Annotated in this window: 16 protein-coding genes and 1 tRNA gene; 4 read left to right on the top strand and 13 right to left on the bottom strand. The window is 33.5% G+C overall.

What is annotated here, in order from left to right:
* Positions 1–17: 17 nt before the first annotated feature.
* The 5 genes from GFJ94_RS02725 to porU form a co-directional block, all read right to left on the bottom strand.
* Positions 18–1634 carry a 2-oxo acid dehydrogenase subunit E2 gene (locus GFJ94_RS02725; RefSeq protein ID WP_153200061.1) on the bottom strand — a complete coding sequence of 539 codons (1617 nt, stop codon included), beginning with the start codon at positions 1632–1634 and terminating at the stop codon, positions 18–20.
* 4 nt (positions 1635–1638) lie between these two features.
* Positions 1639–2637 carry a pyruvate dehydrogenase (acetyl-transferring) E1 component subunit alpha gene (gene pdhA, locus GFJ94_RS02720; RefSeq protein ID WP_153200060.1) on the bottom strand — a complete coding sequence of 333 codons (999 nt, stop codon included), beginning with the start codon at positions 2635–2637 and terminating at the stop codon, positions 1639–1641.
* A 161-nt stretch (positions 2638–2798) separates the two neighbouring features.
* On the bottom strand, positions 2799–3278 hold the full coding sequence (locus tag GFJ94_RS02715; protein WP_153200059.1) for a cytidine deaminase: 480 nt from the start codon (positions 3276–3278) through the stop codon (positions 2799–2801).
* 67 nt (positions 3279–3345) lie between these two features.
* Positions 3346–4524 carry a type IX secretion system outer membrane channel protein PorV gene (porV, locus tag GFJ94_RS02710; protein ID WP_153200058.1) on the bottom strand — a complete coding sequence of 393 codons (1179 nt, stop codon included), beginning with the start codon at positions 4522–4524 and terminating at the stop codon, positions 3346–3348.
* Positions 4525–4563: 39 nt separating this feature from the next.
* A complete protein-coding gene (gene porU, locus GFJ94_RS02705; protein ID WP_153200057.1) occupies positions 4564–8439 on the bottom strand; it encodes a type IX secretion system sortase PorU in 3876 nt (1291 codons plus the stop codon).
* Positions 8440–8650: 211 nt separating this feature from the next.
* On the opposite strand from porU, the gene gldJ reads away from it, so the two are divergent.
* Positions 8651–10351 carry a gliding motility lipoprotein GldJ gene (gene gldJ / locus GFJ94_RS02700; protein ID WP_153200056.1) on the top strand — a complete coding sequence of 567 codons (1701 nt, stop codon included), beginning with the start codon at positions 8651–8653 and terminating at the stop codon, positions 10349–10351.
* Positions 10352–10434: 83 nt separating this feature from the next.
* Complete coding sequence (murF, locus tag GFJ94_RS02695; RefSeq protein ID WP_370513781.1) at positions 10435–11718, top strand: UDP-N-acetylmuramoyl-tripeptide--D-alanyl-D-alanine ligase; 1284 nt, start codon at positions 10435–10437, stop codon at positions 11716–11718.
* A gap of 41 nt (positions 11719–11759) precedes the next feature.
* Here murF and GFJ94_RS02690 read toward each other — a convergent pair.
* The 8 genes from GFJ94_RS02690 to GFJ94_RS02655 form a co-directional block, all read right to left on the bottom strand.
* A tRNA-Val gene (locus GFJ94_RS02690) sits at positions 11760–11834 on the bottom strand.
* A gap of 82 nt (positions 11835–11916) precedes the next feature.
* Positions 11917–13131 (bottom strand): folylpolyglutamate synthase/dihydrofolate synthase family protein, encoded by a 1215-nt coding sequence (locus tag GFJ94_RS02685; RefSeq protein ID WP_153200054.1) that lies wholly within the window; start codon positions 13129–13131, stop codon positions 11917–11919.
* 21 nt (positions 13132–13152) lie between these two features.
* Complete coding sequence (locus tag GFJ94_RS02680) at positions 13153–13959, bottom strand: energy transducer TonB (protein WP_153200053.1); 807 nt, start codon at positions 13957–13959, stop codon at positions 13153–13155.
* Between the two features lie 7 nt (positions 13960–13966).
* Positions 13967–14362: a biopolymer transporter ExbD gene (locus GFJ94_RS02675; protein ID WP_153200052.1), complete on the bottom strand. Its 396-nt coding sequence runs from the start codon at positions 14360–14362 to the stop codon at positions 13967–13969.
* The gene (locus tag GFJ94_RS02670; protein ID WP_153200051.1) at positions 14362–15066 is read right to left on the bottom strand and encodes a MotA/TolQ/ExbB proton channel family protein; all 705 of its coding nucleotides are present in this window, start codon (positions 15064–15066) and stop codon (positions 14362–14364) included. Before GFJ94_RS02670 ends, GFJ94_RS02675 begins: the two co-directional genes overlap by 1 nt.
* A 48-nt stretch (positions 15067–15114) precedes the next feature.
* Positions 15115–16482: a sodium:proton antiporter NhaD gene (gene nhaD / locus GFJ94_RS02665; protein WP_153200050.1), complete on the bottom strand. Its 1368-nt coding sequence runs from the start codon at positions 16480–16482 to the stop codon at positions 15115–15117.
* A gap of 10 nt (positions 16483–16492) precedes the next feature.
* The gene (locus tag GFJ94_RS02660) at positions 16493–17719 is read right to left on the bottom strand and encodes a Glu/Leu/Phe/Val dehydrogenase dimerization domain-containing protein (protein ID WP_153200049.1); all 1227 of its coding nucleotides are present in this window, start codon (positions 17717–17719) and stop codon (positions 16493–16495) included.
* Positions 17720–17810: 91 nt separating this feature from the next.
* The gene (locus tag GFJ94_RS02655; protein ID WP_153200048.1) at positions 17811–18872 is read right to left on the bottom strand and encodes an anhydro-N-acetylmuramic acid kinase; all 1062 of its coding nucleotides are present in this window, start codon (positions 18870–18872) and stop codon (positions 17811–17813) included.
* A 96-nt stretch (positions 18873–18968) separates the two neighbouring features.
* On the opposite strand from GFJ94_RS02655, the gene GFJ94_RS02650 reads away from it, so the two are divergent.
* Positions 18969–20108, top strand: coding sequence for an acyl-CoA dehydrogenase (locus GFJ94_RS02650; RefSeq protein WP_153200047.1), 1140 nt, complete (start codon positions 18969–18971; stop codon positions 20106–20108).
* A 74-nt stretch (positions 20109–20182) separates the two neighbouring features.
* The gene (nth, locus tag GFJ94_RS02645; protein WP_153200046.1) at positions 20183–20818 is read left to right on the top strand and encodes an endonuclease III; all 636 of its coding nucleotides are present in this window, start codon (positions 20183–20185) and stop codon (positions 20816–20818) included.
* Positions 20819–20879 lie beyond the last annotated feature (61 nt).

Below are 20879 nucleotides of genomic sequence, written 5' to 3'. Positions count from 1 at the left end.
GATAAATTTAACAGTTATTAGGCTAACATAGTTACTGGATTTTCCATAAACGCTTTGAACGTTTGTAAGAATTGAGCTCCTGTTGCTCCGTCAACTGTTCTGTGATCGCAAGCTAAAGTAACTGTCATAGTGTTTCCAACTACGATTTGACCGTTTTTAACTACTGGTTTTTCAATAATTGCTCCAACAGATAAAATAGCCGAATTTGGTTGATTGATAATAGAAGTAAAGGACTGAATTCCGAACATTCCTAAATTAGAAATAGTGAACGTACTTCCTTCCATTTCGGCAGGTTGAATTTTCTTAGATTTTGCTTTTCCAGCTAAGTCTTTTACGTTAGCACCAATTTGAGTTAAACTCATTTGGTCTGTAAATTTCAATACTGGAACCATTAATCCGTCTTCAACTGCTACTGCTACACCAATATTCACGTGGTGATTGATTACCATTGCATCTTCTCTCCATTGTGAATTTACTTGTGGATGTTTTTTCAATGCCATCGCACTCGCTTTGATTACCATATCGTTGAAAGAAACTTTCGTTTCTGGCAATCCGTTAATCATATTTCTTGAAGCAATCGCATTGTCCATATCCAACTCGATAGTTAAATAATAATGCGGTGCTGTAAATTTAGATTCTGATAATCGTCTCGCAATGGTTTTACGCATTTGCGAATTTTTGATTTCTTCTTGGAATACTTCTCCTGCTGGAACAAATGGTTTCACTGCAGCAACTGCATTTGTAGCTTCAGCAACGGATTGAGCTGGAGTTGCAACTGCTGATGGTGAGAAATTCTCAACATCCGATTTTACAATTCTTCCATTTTCTCCTGAACCTTTTACTTGAGACAAGTTGATGCCTCTATCTTGAGCAATTTTTTTAGCTAATGGAGAAGCGAAAACTCTAACTTCAGAGTTAGAAGTTGGAAGTTGGGAGTTGGAAGTAGCTTCCGTTTGTGCGACTACTTTTTCCTCTGATTTTGGTTCAGAAGTTTCGGAATCAACAACTGTACCTACTTTATAATTAGCTGCAATTCCTGAAACATCAGTTCCTGCTGGTCCTAAAATGGCTAAAATAGTATCAACTGGGGCAGAATCACCTTCTTGCACTCCGATATATAATAAAGTTCCTGCATTGAAAGACTCGAATTCCATTGTAGCTTTATCCGTTTCGATTTCAGCTAAAATGTCACCTTCTTTTACAGTATCTCCTACTTTCTTTAACCAAGTCGCAACCGTTCCTGTTGTCATGGTATCAGACAAACGAGGCATGGTTACTACTTTTACATTAGCCGGTATCTCGACTGCTGCAGAAGTTGGTTTTGTTTCTTCAACTACTTTTTCTTCTTTCGTTTCAGTAGCAGTTCCGCCACTTAATAAAGCTGAAATATCTTCATCTTCTTTTCCAATGATAGCCAATAAAGAATCCACTGGAGCCGATTGTCCTTCTTGAATTCCGATGTGTAATAAAACACCATCATAGAAAGCTTCGAATTCCATTGTTGCTTTATCGGTTTCGATTTCGGCAAGAATATCACCAGTTTTGATTGTATCACCCACTTTTTTCAACCACGATGCAACAACTCCTTCAGTCATTGTATCACTCAAACGGGGCATAGTAATAATTTGTGCCATATTCTTATAATTTATGTGGAATAAATGGATAATTTTCTTGTTCGTAAACTACATCATATAATTGTTGAGCTTCAGGGAACGGAGAATCTTCAGCGAATTTTTCACATTCAGCAACCAAATCAGCCACTCTTTTATCTATGACTTCAATTTCAGCTTCAGTAGCGTAGTTGTTTTCTTTGATAATATCTAAAACCTGAGTAATTGGATCAATTTTTTTGTACTCCTCTACTTCATCTTTCGTTCTATATAACTGCGCATCAGACATTGAGTGTCCTCTGTAACGGTATGTTTTCATTTCTAAGAAAGTTGGCCCATCTCCGCGACGCGCTCTTTCCATTGCTTCATGCATTGCTTCAGCAACTTTTACAGGGTTCATTCCGTCAACTGGTCCGCATGGCATTTCGTAACCTAAACCAAGTTTCCAAATATCGGTATGATTAGCTGTTCTTTCTACAGAAGTTCCCATAGCATAACCATTATTTTCAACGATAAAAACAACTGGTAATTTCCACAACATAGCCATATTGAAAGCTTCGTGTAAAGAACCTTGACGTGCCGCACCATCTCCAAAATAAGTTAAAGTAACTCCACCAGTTTCAAAATATTTGTCAGCAAAAGCCATACCTGCTCCAACTGGAATTTGAGCTCCTACGATACCATGTCCTCCATAAAAACCATGTTCTTTAGAAAAAATATGCATAGAACCTCCCATACCTTTAGAAGTACCTGTTACTTTACCATACAATTCAGCCATAATTCTTCTAGGATCTACTCCCATTCCAATAGGCTGAACGTGATTACGATATGCTGTAATCATTTTATCTTTAGACAAGTCCATAGCATGTAAAGCTCCAGCCAAAACAGCTTCTTGTCCATTATATAAATGTAAAAAACCTCTAACTTTTTGTTGGATATAAACTGCTGCAAGTTTATCTTCAAATTTTCTCCAAAATAGCATATCTTCATACCATTTTAGGTAAACTTCTCTTGTAATTGGCTTCATTTTAGTTTGTTTTTATAATACTATATAAATTGTAAAAAATCTATTTCTCATTTACAATTTTCCGAACTGCAAAAATACTACATAGAACCTGATTGAAAAAATTATATTCTATGATTTTTCTAAATTTTATAACAAAATCGTAAAAAAAAGTTACGAAATCGTTATAGATGATTCTTATCAAAAACTAAAGGCAAAATATTTTTCAGTGAATCTGATTTGTAAATATCTCCTTTTGCACCCATAAAGAAAATCACAATAGGAATATCTTGTTTGAATTCGTATTCTGCAATAGCTTGTCTACAACTTCCGCAAGGTGGAATTGGCTCTTCTAAATCTCTGTCTTGTGGTGATGCTGTTATGAACATTTTTACAATTTTTGCATTTGGATAAGTTGCTCCTGCATAATAAATAGCTACTCGTTCTGCACACAACCCTGAAGGATAAGCTGCATTTTCTTGATTTGAACCTTGAACTACTATTCCGTTATCTAATAAAATAGCTGCTCCAACTGTAAATTTTGAATAAGGCGCATAAGCCTTGCTTCTTGCTTCAAAAGCTTGTACCATCAATTCGATTTCTTGTTGTGACAATTCTTCTTTTGAAAGTATCGAAATGGTAGTGTTTATAGAAATTTGCTTCATATGTGAGGAAAAAAAATCCAAATTCTAAAATAAGAATTTGGATTGTTAATTTATTTATTTATTTATTTTAAAGTTCTTCATATTTATCTCCGAAATTAAAAGTAAGAGAAAAACGTAATGTATTTTCTAATGGGTTTCTAACTTTAGATGCAGAGAACAAATAAGAAACATCGATTTTTACAATGTTATATTTAAAACCAGCTCCTAAAGTGAAAAATTTTCTAGCACCTTTTGTTTCATGCTCGTTAAAATAACCCATTCTAATTGCAAATGATTCTTGATACCAATACTCAGCACCTAAAGCCCATGTAAACTCTCTTAATTCCTCAGAAAAACCATCCGGCGCATCACCAAAAGATTTTATCATTCCTGAGAACCATGGCGTTGAACGATAATCAGCTCCAGCAAGAGCAAAATCTTGACTATCAATATCACCATCTTCATCTTCATCTCCTACTTCAGGTGGCGTTGGCACCATAAGTTTAGTTACTTCTCCAGTTACACCAATTTTATTGTATTCGTCAAATATAAAATCAAACCCTGCCCCCAAACGCATGTTAGCTGGCATAAAATTATCATTAAATTCGTCATTATCATAACTTATTTTAGGACCCATATTTTGAAAATTGAATCCCGCTCTCCATCTTCCATTAAAATCATCATAGGCAATTTCTTCTGATTGATAATAACCTGCTATATCAACTCCAAAAGTAGACGCAGCACTTGCATCTGTAGTGGCATCAGCAATTTTTAGATTTGATCTTACAAAGCGACCTCCAACAGCCATTGAAAAACGATCACTTAATTTTAAAGAATAAGACAAGTCTACAGCTAATTCATTTGGATTAACAGTTCTTGGTATTTCGTTTGGGTCACCCGTTTCTCTTAATTCAATGTCTCCTAAACCAAAATAACGGAATGAACCCGCAAAGGCGCTCCTTTCATTAATTCTGTTATAATAAGTAAGCTGCCCTAGTGATATATCATTTGCTATACTAGTTAAGTAAGGTGTGTAACTTACCGAAAACCCTTGTTTATCTAAAGAAAAAGCGTACTTAGCTGGATTAAATTGTTGCGAAAAAGCATCTGCAGAAGAAGCCACTCCCATGTCTGCCATACCAGCTGACCTAGCATCTGAAGCAATTAACAAAAAAGGGACTCCTGAAGTAATAACTCTATTATCTTCTTGCGCTTTTGCATATTGGCTAGCTATTAAAAACGTTACTAATAAAGCAATTTTGTTCATTTTTATAAATAATATTAATTAGACAAATATAGTATTTTATTACAGGATTACAAGTTTCTCATATTTTTCCACTGATTTACCTGAAGAAACTGATCGAATTGTTAATTTATAAACATAAACACCCTTTCCAATTTTATCTCCAAAATCATCTCTTCCGTCCCATGTAATTTCTCTACACAGAAATCCGTCAGTTACAACTTGTTGATTTATTGTTTTTACCAATTTTCCAGAAATCGTTAAAATTTGAACCTGTACATCTAAAGGTTCAAATGGCATATTATGATTGAACCAAAACTCTGTGTAACTTACAAATGGGTTTGGATAGTTCAGCACCTTATCAATTCGCAATCCATCATCTGAACAAATCGCATTAAATTGAATTTCTGCAGTTACTAGGTTATTATACACATCCCATGCTTTAAACAAAATTGTATGCATTCCTGGAGTTAAATCTCTAAAAGGAAAACGAACAAAACCTCTAGTATAATCATCATTTTCAGTTTCGTAATACTCATTTAACACGTATGGATTTGATTCATCCCCATCTAAAATTGCTACAATATCGTGTCCTATTCCACTTGCTGTATTAATACCGTTTTCATCTTGTAAAAAAGCCAACAAAATAGGAGAACAGTTGGTGATTCCACCCGAAACAAAACCTTCATCATTCATATGCAACCTAACCGCTGGAGGATTTGTATCACTTACTGCATTTACGTTAACGCCTCCTATTTGGATTGTTCTATCATAACCCGTTTGGTCTTCCAAATTAGGCAAATTACGTTTTGCATAAAAGCTAATTTTACCATTTCCAACTGGAATTCTAATATCTTGCGGCACAACGAAACTAAATTCAAATTGTCCGTTTACTACTGATGCATTACCTCTAAAAACAGTTTCACCTAAAGTTGTAAAATTCATAACTACAAGTCCACTTCCATTAGTAACACCATTGTTTCCTAGAGTTCTTCTATTAATATCTTTATCAAAAATTTGAACTGCTAAATCACCATTATAACCCGACATCAAAACATCATTTTCATCTCTAACTTCTCCAGTTATTTTTGTTAAACTCAAGGCTTGAAGAACAGGTAATGGCTGATTTATAGGGATATCATTTACTTTTGTTAGCACAACTTTTGGTTTTGGAATCGCTAATTTTAATGCTGGATCACCAATAAAGGAAACTACTCGTCTGTTATCTGAACCTGTTGCAACTTTAGTCAAACGCAATGCCTCCGCAATAGTTGGATATTCTGTCAATCCATAGGCATATAAATCTTGACTAAATCTATCATTCATAGCCCTACCTGTGGTAACCCCTATCTGTCTGGTTGTTGCAATCATAGCAATTGCTCCACCTTTTTTATTCCAATACATATATTCCCCTCCTGTAAAACGGTTGGGATCATCAAAACGCGTAAACTCACAAGTTATTGTGATAAATAGCGGATAGCGATAGCGATTCGTTAGGTTCTGAGCATCTAATTTTTCAAACAAACGTTCTCTAGCTAGAGCCTCTTCATTTCCGTGTCCAAAATAATTAAACACTAAAGCCCCCTGTTCTAAAGCGTCTAAGAAATCACTTTTGGCTTCAGGATAACGTTCTCCTCCAGCTGCTACTTGTTGAATATAAGCATCAGTATGAATTTTTTTTACATTTACAAAGGGTTTCTGAGCCGTTAAAATATCAGCCATCCCATCTAAATCAAATTGTAATCCAGAATCTGATAAATCATCGGCATCATCCGAATAAACTACATAATTATTTCGCCATCTACCATATGATTTTTCATCATGGTATTCAATTACTTTGTCGACCATTTCTTTAGCTTGGCCAATATCTGAAACCAACATACGACCAACAGCCACATCAATACCATCCAAAGTACCGCTTAACATTTGCCCCTCTCCATTATCCATTAATCCAAAAAAATCATCCGACATAAAAGATGAATAAAGCGACATATTAGAAATGTTATTTACATCAGATGACAAAGGATTAAATCCGTGAAAAATCGGAACAATATTGGTGTTATTAAAAAGCCTGTTTTTATAATCGTAAGAAGCGTCTCCAAAAAGATTAACATATTTAACTCTTTTATCAGGAGTTGATGCATTCCAATATACATATTTCACAAGATTACGAATAGCTGCAACATCTTGTTTACCTGAAGAAAACTCTTGATAGATTTGTTCCAAAGTAACTACACGAACACTTAATCCCGAGTTGTTTCTATGAAAATCAGCCAATCGTTCGGCTTGAGCCACCAAAAACTGCGGTGTAATAATTAAGTAATCAATGTCTTGAAAATTACCTTGATTATCTTTAAAAATAGTTCCTTTTATATTTTGATTTTGAACAACACTATTACCTTCTTTCAAAGGAGCGTAAGTATCAGAAAAATCAACTGCCATGTATTTTTTTTGAGTTCCCAGAGTTACTTTAAATGAAAAAGTAGCTCCTGAATTATTTTGATATGTGGTTACATTATGCAAATCCGTTACATCCCAAACCTGTGAGATATTTATTGCATTTGTTATATCATATTGACCAATTCCAATATTTGTTAGCTCTTGATTATTAAAAAAAGTAAATTGCTTTCCATAACCTACTAGATTACGTTTCGAGCTGATTTTAATAAAATCCAAATAACCGTTTGAACTTGGAACACCACCATTATTATATGTCAATTTAACACTAACCGAATTTGAGGTAAGGGAAACATCTCTGTTGATAGCTGACTCATATCCTTCAATACCACTAAAAGCTACTAATGTAGGAAAATTGAGCGTCCCAATATCCTGATTATTGATATTAAAATTAAAAGAAGAGTTTCCAAAAGATTTAGAGGCCGTATTGATATAAAAATTAACAGGAACCGAGGTATCAATATTTGGAAGAGTAAATTCAAATGTTTGTTCGTTGGTAATATTGAATTGTTCGCCAAACCATCTTCTGCCCACTTTTCCTACATTAACTAAATCATTTTCATAATATAGAAGATCATCAAATTTTGAAAAAAAACGTGTTGCAGTACCAGAAGGCTCTACAGCTGATTGAATTCTTTTTCCTGCACCACCAGAAGATGTAACATAATAATACGATTTATCAGAAAATAAATTCACACTTGTTAAACTTTCGGTATTCCAAGTATCAACCCCTTCCGCATAGAACAAAATATAATCAGTATTATCAAAAACACCATCATCTTCACCAACAAACTGAACTGCATTTTCAACCAAATCATCAGCATAAGGCAACGAATTATTCAATGGTAACATACGACCTCCATTTCCAAATATTTTAATATTTCTTGGATCAACGTTTACATTAAATCCTAAACTTTGAAGAAAATTTTTAGAAACTTTATATATACCCGATTTTTCTACATAAAAACGATACCAACTTCCAGATGTCAAAACAGAATTAGATATCGATTCCACAACATTAGGATTTTGATTTCTTCCTGATAATGAATTTTGGAATGAATAATCAAAGGAAAGTACTTTTTTAAACACATTTCCTTCTCTTATAATAGGAGACACGAGTATTATACCTTTATAATCCTCACGAATACGGACAACTTCTAAAGAGCATTCAAACTTGTTTGGAACAAGCGATTTATTAAGATCATATAATTGAGCTTCCGTAATTGTTTGGTAAACAACATTAGAAATAACCAAGCTAGAAGTATTTGTGCTAGAACCAACTGAAATCAATTTTTTGTACTGGATTTTCTTTAAAGAAATGTCGATATTGTAAAACTCTGAATCAAATTGTGGCACTTTTATAGAAGTTTCCCCAATATTAAAATCCACAATAGAATTCCAATCAATAGAAACTTTTCCCGATTGCTGAGAAAAAGCAAACGTAAATCCAAACAGTAGTAAAAATAAAATAGTCTTTTTCATTAGCAATAAAACGTGTTTAACACATATATATTACAAAGAGAAAAAAATAATTTATTTTATTCTAATTTTTTACAATAAAACTTAATATAAATCGTTGTAAGAGAAAGGAATTTAACACAACATTAATTTTTTTTTACAAAAATTTAAAAACATGTTGCATTTTAATTCATAATTATTATCTTGCGACACGAAATTTATTACCTACTAAAGTATGAAAATTAAGAAAATTATGGCTTTAAAAGTGTTAGTAGTATTAGCACTGGCATTAGGCTTTACAGGTTGTAGCAAAAAAGGAAGCACAAAAGGTGGTTCTACAGCTACAGGATGGAAAATCAATGATAAAAAAGGTGGATTCCAGTTTAACGACAAGTTTAAACAACAAGAAACACCTCCAGGGATGATTTCTATTGAGGGAGGTACTTTTACAATGGGTAAAGTACAAGACGATGTAATGCATGATTGGAATAACTCTCCAAATCAACAACACGTGCAGTCATTCTTTATGGATGAAACAGAAGTTACCAATAAAATGTATTCTGAATATTTATTTTGGGTGAAAACTGTATTTCCTCCAACAGAAGAAAACTACAAACATATTTATAATGGTGCAATTCCAGATACTTTAGTTTGGAGAAATCGTTTAGGATACAATGAAACTATGACCAACAACTACTTAAGACATCCTGCATACGCAGATTACCCAGTAGTTGGTGTTAACTGGATTCAGGCAACTGAATTTAGCAAATGGAGAACTGATCGTGTAAATGAAAACATTTTAGAACGTGAAGGTTATCTTAAAAAAGACAATAAAATTAAACTAGGTTCTGACGTAACTGCTGAAAATTCATTCAGCACTGAAACTTACATCAATACTCCATCAAAAGCATTTGGCGGTAATGAAGAGGTTGTGTTGAAAAAAGAAATGGGAAAAGGTAGAAGACAAGCTGCTGATACTGCTAAAAACGTTTACGCCCAAAGAAGTTCTGGATTAATTTTACCTGAATACAGACTTCCTACTGAAGCTGAATGGGAATATGCAGCAACAGCGTTAGTTGGAAATAGAGAATATAACATCTACAAAGGACAAAAGAAATATCCTTGGAGTGGGCAGTATACTCGTTCATCAAAAAGACAATACAGAGGAGACCAATTAGCTAACTTTAAACAAGGAAAAGGAGACTACGGAGGAATTGCTGGATGGTCTGACGATGGTGCGGATATTACTAATAAAGTAAAAAGTTATGCTCCAAACGATTTCGGATTATACGACATGGCAGGTAACGTAGCTGAGTGGGTACAAGACGTTTATAGACCAATGGTAGATGATGAAGCAAATGACTTTAACTACTTTAGAGGTAACGTTTATACAAAAAATAAAATTGGTGAAGACGGAGTTGTTGAATTAGTAACTTCTGAAAACATTACTTACGACACATTAAGTAATGGTAGAATTATGGCTAGAAATTTCCCTGGTCAAATTGCACAAGTTCCTGTTGATGAGAACGAAACATACTTAAGAACACAATTTTCAACTTCTGATAACAGAAACTACAGAGATGGAGATAGACAATCTACTCGTTTCTATAAATTTGGAGACTCTGAAGAAGAACAAGAAGGTGGAGAGGAAAAATATAGAATGTATGAATCTCCTAAACATTCGATTAGTACAGATAGTATTGGAAATATGACTAAAAAACACGATAAATCTCACAAAAGAACTACTCTTGTAGATGACAATGTTAGAGTTTATAAAGGTGGATCATGGAGAGATAGAGCATATTGGTTAGATCCTGCTTCTAGAAGATTCTTCCCTCAAGATATGGCAACTGATTACATCGGATTTAGATGTGCAATGTCTAAAGTAGGCCCTAAGTCTAATAAAAAGACTCCTAGAGGAAATCCAAAAAAATAATTTTCATATAAAATACTTTAAAAAGCCCTTTCAAACGAAAGGGCTTTTTTTTATCTTCGTTACGATTTAAAATAACTCATATGATTACAATAGCAAATTTTCATTCTTTGTTTTTAAACTGCACAAGTGTTTCGATAGATACTCGAAAAATTGAGAAAAACTCTTTATTTGTTGCTATAAAAGGTCAAAATTTCGATGCAAACACATTTACCAAGGAAGCTTTGGAAAAAGGGGCTAAATATGCGGTTATAGATAATCCAAACTATTTTATTGATGAACGCACTATATTAGTAGAAGATTCTCTTCATTCCCTACAAGAGCTAGCTAAATTTCATAGAAACTACTTAGGTTTACCAATTATAGCCTTAACAGGAAGCAATGGAAAAACTACAACCAAAGAACTAATACACGCTGTACTTTCAAAAAAATACAATACACGGGCAACTATCGGAAATTTGAATAATCATATTGGAGTCCCACTTACTCTATTACGTTTTACAAAAGAAACAGAAATTGGAATTGTTGAAATGGGGGCTAATCATCAAAAGGAAATTGAGTTCTTGTGTGGAATTGCGCAACCTGATTATGGTTATATTACAAATTTTGGAAAAGCACACTTAGAAGGATTTGGAGGAGTCGATGGCGTAATCAAGGGAAAAAGTGAAATGTATGACTACCTTAGAAACTATAAAAAAATTGCTTTTATTAATTTAGATGACACCATACAAAAAGAAAAAGGAATTAGAATAAAACAATTCAATTTTGGTTTAAACGAGTCACATGTTGATGTAAAAATCGATAAGATAGAAGCAAATCCAATGGTAAAAATATTCTTCAATAACTTAACAATTAACTCACATCTTATTGGTATTTACAACGCTAATAATATCAATGCAGCTATTACAATAGGAAAATATTTCAAAATATCAGAAAACCAGATTAAAGAGGCAATTGAAAATTATATTCCCGAAAACAACCGCTCGCAATTGATACAAAAAAATGGCAACGAAATAATATTAGATGCTTATAATGCAAATCCCAGCAGTATGTTAGCAGCGATAACCAATTTTATTCAATTAGAAAGCAATCATAAAATTGCTGTCTTAGGCGACATGTTTGAATTAGGCGAAGAAAGTCTTCCTGAACATAAAAAAATAATAGCATTATTAGTTTCAGAAACTAATATAACTACATATTTTATTGGAAAGGATTTTTATGCTAATCAAGTTCAAAATCCACATATTAAATTCTTTGAAGATTTTGAAAGTTTTGCAACATTTTTAAATGTAAACCAGCCAAAAGAAAGTTTAATTTTAATCAAAGGCTCAAGAGGAATGACATTAGAAAAAACTTTAGAACTGATATAAAATAAAAAAAGCACTCCATTTGAAGTGCTTTTTTTTATTTGTGGGCGATGAGGGGTTCGAACCCCCGACCCCCTCGGTGTAAACGAGGTGCTCTGAACCAGCTGAGCTAATCGCCCCAATAAGATGCTTTACTATTACCGTATTGCGAGTGCAAATATACACTGAATATTTATAATTGCAAGTGTTTTTGAAAAAAAATTACACAATTTCCGCCACTACAAAAGTACTACCGCCAATGTAAATAAAATCGGAATCATTAGCCAAATTCAATACCTCAGCATAAGCTTCTGATACCGAATCAAATACTTCACCAAACAATTCAAATTCAGTTGCTTTTTTCTGTAAAATTTCTGGACTTAGTCCTCTTGGAACATTTGGTTTACAGAAATAATAGTTGGCTCTTTTTGGAAATAAGGGCAAAATATAATCTAAATCTTTATCATTTACTACACCTAAAACGATGTAAAGCGATTCGAAATGATGTTTTTGAATTTGATTCAACACTATTTTTAATCCGTGACTGTTATGAGCTGTATCGCAAACCGTAAAGGGTTTTTGATTTAAAATTTGCCATCTACCAAGTAATCCTGTATTTTGAACTACATTTTTTAATCCTAACTTAATATGATTTTCTTCGATATTAAATTGTGATTGCAATAATTCGATAACTTGAAGAACCGCTTTCTTATTATGAACTTGATAGTCTCCCAATAAAGCACATTCGTAAGTAACTTCTGAATTATCTTGAGCAAAATATATCTGTGCGTTTTCTGATTTTGCTTTAGCGATAAAAACAGGTTTTGTTTCTTCTGAATACTCTCCAATTACAACAGGAACATTTGATTTTATAATTCCAGCTTTTTCAGCGGCTATTTTTGGCAAGGTATCACCTAAAAATTGGGTATGATCAAAACCTATGTTGGTTATCACAGAAACTAAAGGTGTAATAACATTGGTAGAATCTAATCTTCCTCCCATTCCAACTTCAATCACAGCTATATCAACTTGCTCTTTTGCAAAATAATCAAAGGTTAAACCAACGGTCATTTCGAAAAAACTTAATTGATTGGCTTCGAAAAACGATTTATTTTGGACTACAAAATCGACCACAAAATCTTCGGAAATCATTTCGCCATTAATACGAATGCGCTCCCGAAAGTCTTTTAAATGAGGCGAAGTATATAATCCCACTTTATAACCTGCTTCTTGCAAAATTGAAGCAATCATAGATGATGTAGAACCTTTTCCATTAGTTCCAGCTACGTGAATGGATTTGAATTTAGTTTCGGGATGTTGCAAATGTTCTACCAAAAACAAAGTATTGGTCAAATCTTTCTTATAGGCTGAAGCGCCTTGCGTTTGAAACATAGGTAACTGGTTAAATAACCATATTGTTGTTTCTTGATAAGTCATTTTGAATGGGATAACAAAGAATTATTCTCCTACTTGGAAATTCACTACCACAAAACCAATTTGCGTTTCGGGTGCGTTAGCATCGGGTTGCCATTTAAAAGTTTTAGCAGTTTCCAATGCTGGATTTACTAAACAAGGATTAGTATTAGTAGTTCCTTGAGAACGTTCTGCTTTGATTACATTTCCTTGACGGCTTACCCAAATTTTCACTACAACTTTCCCTGATTCATTACAATCTTGAACTCTTTTGCTGTTTCCAGATAATTTTCTACCAGCTAATCCCCAACCAGTTCCTTTTCCTGTTCCAATTCCGTCGCCTGAGCCACTTCCGTAAAAACTGTTTGCATACAAACTTCCGTTTGGATTCCCTTTATCGCCACCTTCAGCATCATCTCCATGACCTGATTGTAAAGTTCCATCTTGTTTGGGGCTTTTTATAATACTGTTTAAAGCACTATTATTTGGTTTTGTTGGTTTGGTTTCTATTGGCTTGGTTACAGGTTTCGTTTCAGAAGGTTTTGTAACCGGTTTTTTTACATCATTTTTTGGCAAAGTAACCGGCGCTTCTTCATCTTGTGTCAACACATCATCTTCTTCTGCTGAAACAGGTTCTGACTTTGCTTGATCAGGCGACATTTGCACGGGTTCAGTTGGTTGAATTTCTCCACTACCTGTTTCGCTAGTTCCAAAGTTAACAGCGATTCCGTTTTCTGGCGGTGGATCCATATAAGTTAATCCGAGAATAGCGAACAACAGAAAAAGTATCACAAAAATAACTGTTGTTATTGTGAATGATTTTTTCTCTTCTGGTGTTTCTAAAAATTTCATTTTTTATTTATTTTGGATTTACCGCAATAACCATTTTTATTTGATTTCGATAGGCTATTTCCATAACCTTAACCACTTTTTCATGTGGAACCGATTTTTCAGCTCTTAAAACAATAGCTTTATTTTCAGAATTTGCCATTAAAGCCATTAATTGATTTTCTAAATCGGCTTCGTTAATTTGATCTTTATCGATGAAAAAATTCAAATCTTTATCAATACTCACCGAAGTACTTTTATTACTATCTGTTTTCCCTTTTGCTTTTGGCAACACTAAATCTAATGCATTAGTAGTTACCATAGTGGAAGTTAGCATGAAAAAGATAAGCAACAAAAACACGATGTCGGTCATTGACGACATGTTGAATTCTGTTGAAACTTTATTTCTTGTTTTACCTAACTTCATTATACTGGTTCGTTTAATAAATCTAAGAAATCAACTGCGTTTGCTTCCATTTGATTCACCACTTTGTTGGTTTTTACTACTAAGTGATTGTATCCAACATAAGCAATAATCCCTACAACTAAACCAACAACTGTCGTAGTCATTGCAGTGTAAATACCTTCAGCTAATGCACCCACTTCGATTTGTCCGCCACCACTTGCCATTTTATGAAATGCAAGAATCATACCAAGAACTGTTCCAAGAAAACCTACCATTGGACCAGCACCTGAAATAGTTGCTAACATACTCGTGTTTTTTTCCAGCTTGTATAACTCTAAGTTACCTGCATTTTCAATAGCCGTGTTAATATCTTCTAATGGTTTTCCAATACGAGAAATTCCTTTTTCGATTAATCGAGCTACTGGAGAATTGGTTTGAGCACACAACATTTTAGCAGCATCAATTTTTCCTGACATAATATTCATCTTAATATTATTCATAAAACTTGCATCAATTTTAGACGCTTTATTGATTGCCATCAATCGTTCAAAATATAAAAAAAGAGCAGCAAAAAGCAAGGTAAACAATACAATCATTATCACCTGACCTCCTATTCCACCACTGGTTAATAAACTCCAAATGGATAAGATTTGCTCTGTTGGTTGTGCTTCTGTTGCCACTTGACTGGCTACTGCTAAACTATCGGCTTGAAGAAATAAACTCATAGTAATTACTTAATTTGTATTAAAAACGTATTTAAATTTCAAATATTGTTAATGAACATTTAATATAAAATCTCTTAGAATAATGAAAACTGCACTACCTGCTAAAAAACCAAGTAATGCTAAACCACCTATTTTCTTAAGATACCAAAAGAAATCTATTTTTTCCATTCCCATTGCCACAACTCCAGCGGCAGAACCTATGACTAAAATACTTCCACCTGTTCCAGCAGAGTAAGCTATAAAATGCCATTCTGAAGCATCTAACTCCATAGAGAACATTCCAATACTCGCTGCCACTAAGGGTACGTTATCAATAACTGCAGATCCAACTCCTAATAGCAATACTACTAAATCAGACAAAACAGTTGTACCATGTTCTGTTCCTAACATTGGAACACCTTTTTCTAATACACCCGCAAATTCATACAACATCCCCAAAGATTCTAAAGCAGCAACTGCCATTAAAATACCTAAGAAAAATAATATACTTGGCATTTCAATTTTTGAAAGCGACTTGTGTACAGGACTATGTTGTGGATCATTAACTCCATGTCCCGATGTAGCTCCGGCAATAGTAAATTGATTGTTACTCAAATATTCCGCTACCGCAGAAATGATAGCTAATGATAACATCATACCAACATAAGGTGGTAAATGAGTAAATGTTTTAAAAATAGGCACAAATAATATTCCTCCCAATCCTAAATAAAACATAGTCGTACCATATTTTGATTTAGGAGCAACATCTTCTTCCAATTCACTATCAATTTGGCCGTTAAAAATTTTCATTCTGGACGCAATTACAGAAGGAATAGCATAACAAGCTATAGAAGGCAATAAAACGTGATATACTAATTGAGCTGGTGTCACTTTGTTAGCAATCCAAAGCATGGTCGTTGTAACATCTCCTATTGGAGACCAAGCACCACCTGCATTAGCCGCTATTACAATAAGTCCTGCAAACCAAAGACGAATTTCTTTGTCTTTGATAATTTTTTGAAGGATAGTAATTAAAACAATTGTAGCCGTCAAGTTGTCGATAATTGCAGATAAAACAAAAGCTAAAGTGGTAAATAACCACAAAAGTTTAGTTTTACTTTTGGTCTTGATAAAAGTCTTAATCGTTGAAAAACCATCAAAATAATCAATAATTTCAACAATAGTCATTGCTCCCATTAAGAAGAACAAAATTTCAGCTGTTTTTCCTAAATGGTGTAATAAAACGCTTTCCATATGATGGCTTTCTTTTCCAACACCTGGAATAATTTCAAAAACCTCCATGTGGTTTACTGCTATTAATGCCCACAAAATCGCCATCATTCCTAAAGCAGGAATCAATTTATCAACTTTTACGCTATGTTCAAAAGCAATCCCTAAATATCCTAAAATAAAGATTGCAATAATTACTATTTCCATTTGTATAAGATTAAACTAGTTGTTTTAAAGCGATTTCAAAAGCAGTTGCACTAATATTCTTTTTATCAGCATTTAAAGCATGTGCTTTTTGAATTGCATTTTTTATTGTGTTTGAAGTATCTGAGAAAATAGCTTCGTCTGTCATTTGTACTTTTTTCTCCATGAAATAAGCAAAAACTCTTGCCATTCCGCAATTTGCGATGAAGTCAGGAATTAAACTTACTTTTTTATCCGTTTCTTCCATAATTGGTCCAAAGAAAATTGCTGCATCCGCAAACGGAACATTTGCACCACTTGAAATCACTTCTAATCCAGAAGCAATCATACTTTCCACTTGGTCTTTAGTAACCAATCGTGAAGCAGCACAAGGAGCAAATACTTGAGCTCTCATAGACCAAATCTTATCATTAATTTCTGCAAAAGGAATCATGTTATCTGCAACTAATTTATTTCCATCTTTTTTAAGAAATAAATCTCTAATTTCTTCGAATGAGAATCCGCTTTCGTTAATAACACCACCATCTCTATCGATGATTCCAACTACTTTAGCACCCATTTGAGCTAAATAAAAAGCAGCTGCAGAACCTACATTTCCGAAACCTTGAACAATAGCTTTTTTACCAACAATTGTTCCTCCATAAATATCATAGTAATGACGAGCCGCCTCGGCAACACCATAACCTGTAATCATATCAGCTACTGTATATTTTCTATTGACATCAGGAGAGAAATTTGGATTTTCAATCACTTTAATAACTCCTTGGCGTAATTGTCCAATTCTATTGATTTTATCAGCTTCTGTTGGTTTAAAGTGACCGTTAAAAACACCTTCTTGTGGATGCCAAACACCACAATCTTCAGTCATTGGGATTACTTCGTGAATTTCATCTACATTCAAATCGCCACCAGTTCCGTAGTAATTTTTTAACAATGGAGAAACTGCTTTATACCATCTTTCTAAAACACCTTTTTTTCTTGGATCGTTTGGATCAAAATTAATGCCTGATTTAGCACCACCAATTGCTGGTCCTGAAACAGAAAACTTTACTTCCATAGTTTTTGCTAAGGAAAGCACTTCATTCATATCTAATCCTTTACGCATGCGTGTTCCTCCACCAGCAGCACCTCCTCTTAATGAGTTGATTACAGTCCATCCTTCTGCATCCGTTTCTGGATCTTTCCAATTAAATACTATTTCTGGTTCTTTATTTTCAAATTTTTGCAATAAATCTTTCATTGTGTTGGTTAAAATTTTGTTGGTTTTACAAATATACATATTCTGTTTAAGCACAGAAGCCAAAAATACTTTTTTTAGTTTTTTATAACATTTACATAAAAACGACTCCTGATGAATGATTTTTGTTTGCACCTGTTACTGAAGACAATACATTAATTTCGTTTCTTAATTTTAATACCCCTAAAAATCCAAAAATCAAAGCTTCCTTAAATTGAATCGTCTTATCATCTGGAATCACAATATCAGTTGTAGGTAAATAATTACGTAATCTATCTATCAAAAATCGATTATATGCTCCTCCACCAGTTATGAATAATTTTGAATTTGGTTTTGAACAAATCTTCACAATTTGAAGAGCAATATGTTCTACAAAAGTTCGAAGTTTATCTTTCGCATCAATTTCATAAGAACGCATTAAAGGAAAAATTTCCGCATTTACGAATTCCATTCCAAGAGATTTCGGGTACAGCGCTTTGTAAAAATCTAAATCATTTAATTTCTGCAATAAATCTTGATTAACATTTCCTGCTTTAGCCAAATTTCCAGCATCGTCATAAGGAAACCCTAATTCGTTGGCATAAAAATTCAAAACGGTATTCACAGGCGAAATATCAAATGCAATTCGATTTCCATTTTCATCAAACGACACATTCGAAAATCCACCTAAATTTAAACAATAATCATATTCAGAAAAAAGCAATTCATCTCCTATCGGAACCAATGGTGCACCTTGACCTTCTAATTGCACATCTTGCACTCTAAAATCGCAAACAATCGATTGATTAACTAAATCTCGAATCATCGGAAGATTTCCAATTTGAAGTGTAAATCCGTTTTGAGGTTGGTGCAAAATAGTATGCCCATGACTACAAACGGCATCAATTTCGGTAAGATTATGTTTGGAAATAAAATCAGAAATTATTGAAGCTAATAACTTAGTGTAAGATAAATTCAATTCTTCTAATTCAGATGGATTGAATTTAATCGCATTTTTTAATTTGTTAAGCCATTCTTCAGAATAAGAAACGGTTTCAGATTGAAAAATTTCAAACGTCCAACAGTCTGAATAATTGAATTTTATGTAAGCTAAATCGACTCCATCTAACGATGTGCCCGACATAACTCCTATAACGTTGTAGTTTTCTTTAAACATGGGTTAAAATTACAAATTGTTATTGAAAATTTGCTAATTAATCTTTACATTTGGTTCCTGAAATTACAAAATAATCAAACATTACATCTAAATAATATGGATTTTAAATTAACCGAAGAGCATTTAATGATTCAGCAAGCTGCTAGAGATTTTGCTCAATCAGAATTATTACCTGGAGTTATTGAAAGAGATGAACATTCAAAATTCCCAACAGAACAAGTAAAAATGATGGGAGAACTTGGGTTCTTAGGAATGATGGTTGATCCAAAATACGGAGGCGCTGGATTGGATAGCGTATCTTACGTTTTAGCAATGGAAGAAATTGCAAAAGTAGATGCTTCTGCGGCTGTTATTATGTCGGTAAACAACTCATTAGTTTGTGCTGGGTTAGAAAAATATGGCTCGGAAGAACAAAAAACAAAATACTTAACTCCGTTAGCGAAAGGTGAAGTAATCGGAGCTTTCTGTTTATCAGAGCCAGAAGCAGGTTCAGATGCTACATCACAAAGAACAACTGCTATTGATATGGGCGACCATTATTTAGTAAACGGAACTAAAAACTGGATTACAAACGGAGGAACAGCTTCTACTTATTTAGTAATTGCTCAAACAGACGCTTCAAAAGGACACAAAGGAATTAACGTTCTTATTGTTGAAAAAGGAATGCCAGGTTTTGAAGTTGGCCCAAAAGAAAAGAAAATGGGAATCCGTGGATCTGATACACATACTTTATTATTTAATGATGTAAAAGTTCCTAAAGAAAATAGAATTGGAGATGACGGATTTGGTTTTTCTTTTGCTATGTCAACATTAAACGGAGGAAGAATCGGAATTGCCTCTCAAGCTTTAGGAATTGCACAAGGTGCTTATGAATTGGCATTAAAATATTCTCAAGAGCGTGTAGCTTTTGGAAAACCAATTTTCAATCACCAAGCTATTGCTTTCAAATTAGCTGATATGCATGTTAAAATCACATGTGCTAGATTATTAATTCACAAAGCAGCAACAGAAAGAGATAACGGTGAAGATATTGCTCATTCAGGTGCTATGGCAAAACTATACGCATCTGAGATTGCCTTAGAAGTAGCAAATGAAGCGGTACAAATTCACGGCGGAAATGGATACGTAAGCGAATATCACGTAGAAAGAATGATGCGTGATTCTAAAATTACACAGATTTACGAAGGAACTTCTGAAATTCAAAGAATTGTAATTTCGAGAGGTTTAGTGAAATAGTTAAAATAAATAGTTCATTAAAGGAGTTCAGCGATTAAGTTGAACTCCTTTTTTTATTACCTTTAAAATAAAAAATGTTGTTTGAAAATTGGAAAGAAAATTTAGAACCATTAATTAACAAATACAGAGGGAGAAAACATCCTTTAAACTACAACAACACCTATCAATTACTGATAATGGTAATTTTGTCTACTCAAGATTCTGATACTAATACTAACAATATTACTATTCCCTTTTTTGAAAAATATCCTAATCTGGAAAGCATTTCAAATTCAAGTATTGAAGAAATTACGTTGTATTTTACAAAAGTTAAAAATTATCCTACAAAGACAAATTGGATAATTGAATTAGCAAAATTATTAAAAACTGACAGCAATATTCCAACAAACTTAACAGATTTAGTCGCTTTAAAAGGGATTGGAAGAAAATCCGCGAATGTAATATTAAGAGAAACCAATCAAAAGACAGAAGGTATTATAGTTGATTTACACGTTATTAGAGTAGTTCCAAGAATTGGTTTAACACCAAGATATGAAGATGGAAATAAAATCGAAAAACTATTAATGCAACAACTTCCATATGTGATTTGGAACGAAATTGGAATGGCTTTCTCCTTTTTAGGTAGAGAAATTTGTCGACCAACCAATCCTAAATGTGATGATTGTCCGATAAATAAGCATTGCTACTATTTTAAAAATTTACACCAATAAAAAACCACCTCAATTCATGTGGTTTTTATATTTAGAGTCCCTTAGGGACGGCATATTGGTA

Origin of the sequence: Flavobacterium sp. LMO8, from assembly GCF_009495755.1 — a bacterium.
Taxonomy (GTDB): Bacteria; Bacteroidota; Bacteroidia; order Flavobacteriales; family Flavobacteriaceae; genus Flavobacterium.
Note: the sequence above shows the minus strand (reverse complement) of the source record. Positions and strands in the feature narration are given on the sequence as shown.

Excerpts from the sequence above, each read along its gene's own strand:
- GFJ94_RS02725 (WP_153200061.1), bottom strand. The coding sequence starts at position 1,634 with ATGGCACAAATTATTACTATGCCCCGTTTGAGTGATACAATGACTGAA.
- pdhA (WP_153200060.1), bottom strand. The coding sequence starts at position 2,637 with ATGAAGCCAATTACAAGAGAAGTTTACCTAAAATGGTATGAAGATATG.
- GFJ94_RS02715 (WP_153200059.1), bottom strand. The coding sequence starts at position 3,278 with ATGAAGCAAATTTCTATAAACACTACCATTTCGATACTTTCAAAAGAA.
- porV (WP_153200058.1), bottom strand. The coding sequence starts at position 4,524 with ATGAACAAAATTGCTTTATTAGTAACGTTTTTAATAGCTAGCCAATAT.
- porU (WP_153200057.1), bottom strand. The coding sequence starts at position 8,439 with ATGAAAAAGACTATTTTATTTTTACTACTGTTTGGATTTACGTTTGCT.
- gldJ (WP_153200056.1), top strand. The coding sequence starts at position 8,651 with ATGAAAATTAAGAAAATTATGGCTTTAAAAGTGTTAGTAGTATTAGCA.
- GFJ94_RS02685 (WP_153200054.1), bottom strand. The coding sequence starts at position 13,131 with ATGACTTATCAAGAAACAACAATATGGTTATTTAACCAGTTACCTATG.
- GFJ94_RS02680 (WP_153200053.1), bottom strand. The coding sequence starts at position 13,959 with ATGAAATTTTTAGAAACACCAGAAGAGAAAAAATCATTCACAATAACA.
- GFJ94_RS02675 (WP_153200052.1), bottom strand. The coding sequence starts at position 14,362 with ATGAAGTTAGGTAAAACAAGAAATAAAGTTTCAACAGAATTCAACATG.
- GFJ94_RS02670 (WP_153200051.1), bottom strand. The coding sequence starts at position 15,066 with ATGAGTTTATTTCTTCAAGCCGATAGTTTAGCAGTAGCCAGTCAAGTG.
- nhaD (WP_153200050.1), bottom strand. The coding sequence starts at position 16,482 with ATGGAAATAGTAATTATTGCAATCTTTATTTTAGGATATTTAGGGATT.
- GFJ94_RS02660 (WP_153200049.1), bottom strand. The coding sequence starts at position 17,719 with ATGAAAGATTTATTGCAAAAATTTGAAAATAAAGAACCAGAAATAGTA.
- GFJ94_RS02655 (WP_153200048.1), bottom strand. The coding sequence starts at position 18,872 with ATGTTTAAAGAAAACTACAACGTTATAGGAGTTATGTCGGGCACATCG.
- GFJ94_RS02650 (WP_153200047.1), top strand. The coding sequence starts at position 18,969 with ATGGATTTTAAATTAACCGAAGAGCATTTAATGATTCAGCAAGCTGCT.
- nth (WP_153200046.1), top strand. The coding sequence starts at position 20,183 with ATGTTGTTTGAAAATTGGAAAGAAAATTTAGAACCATTAATTAACAAA.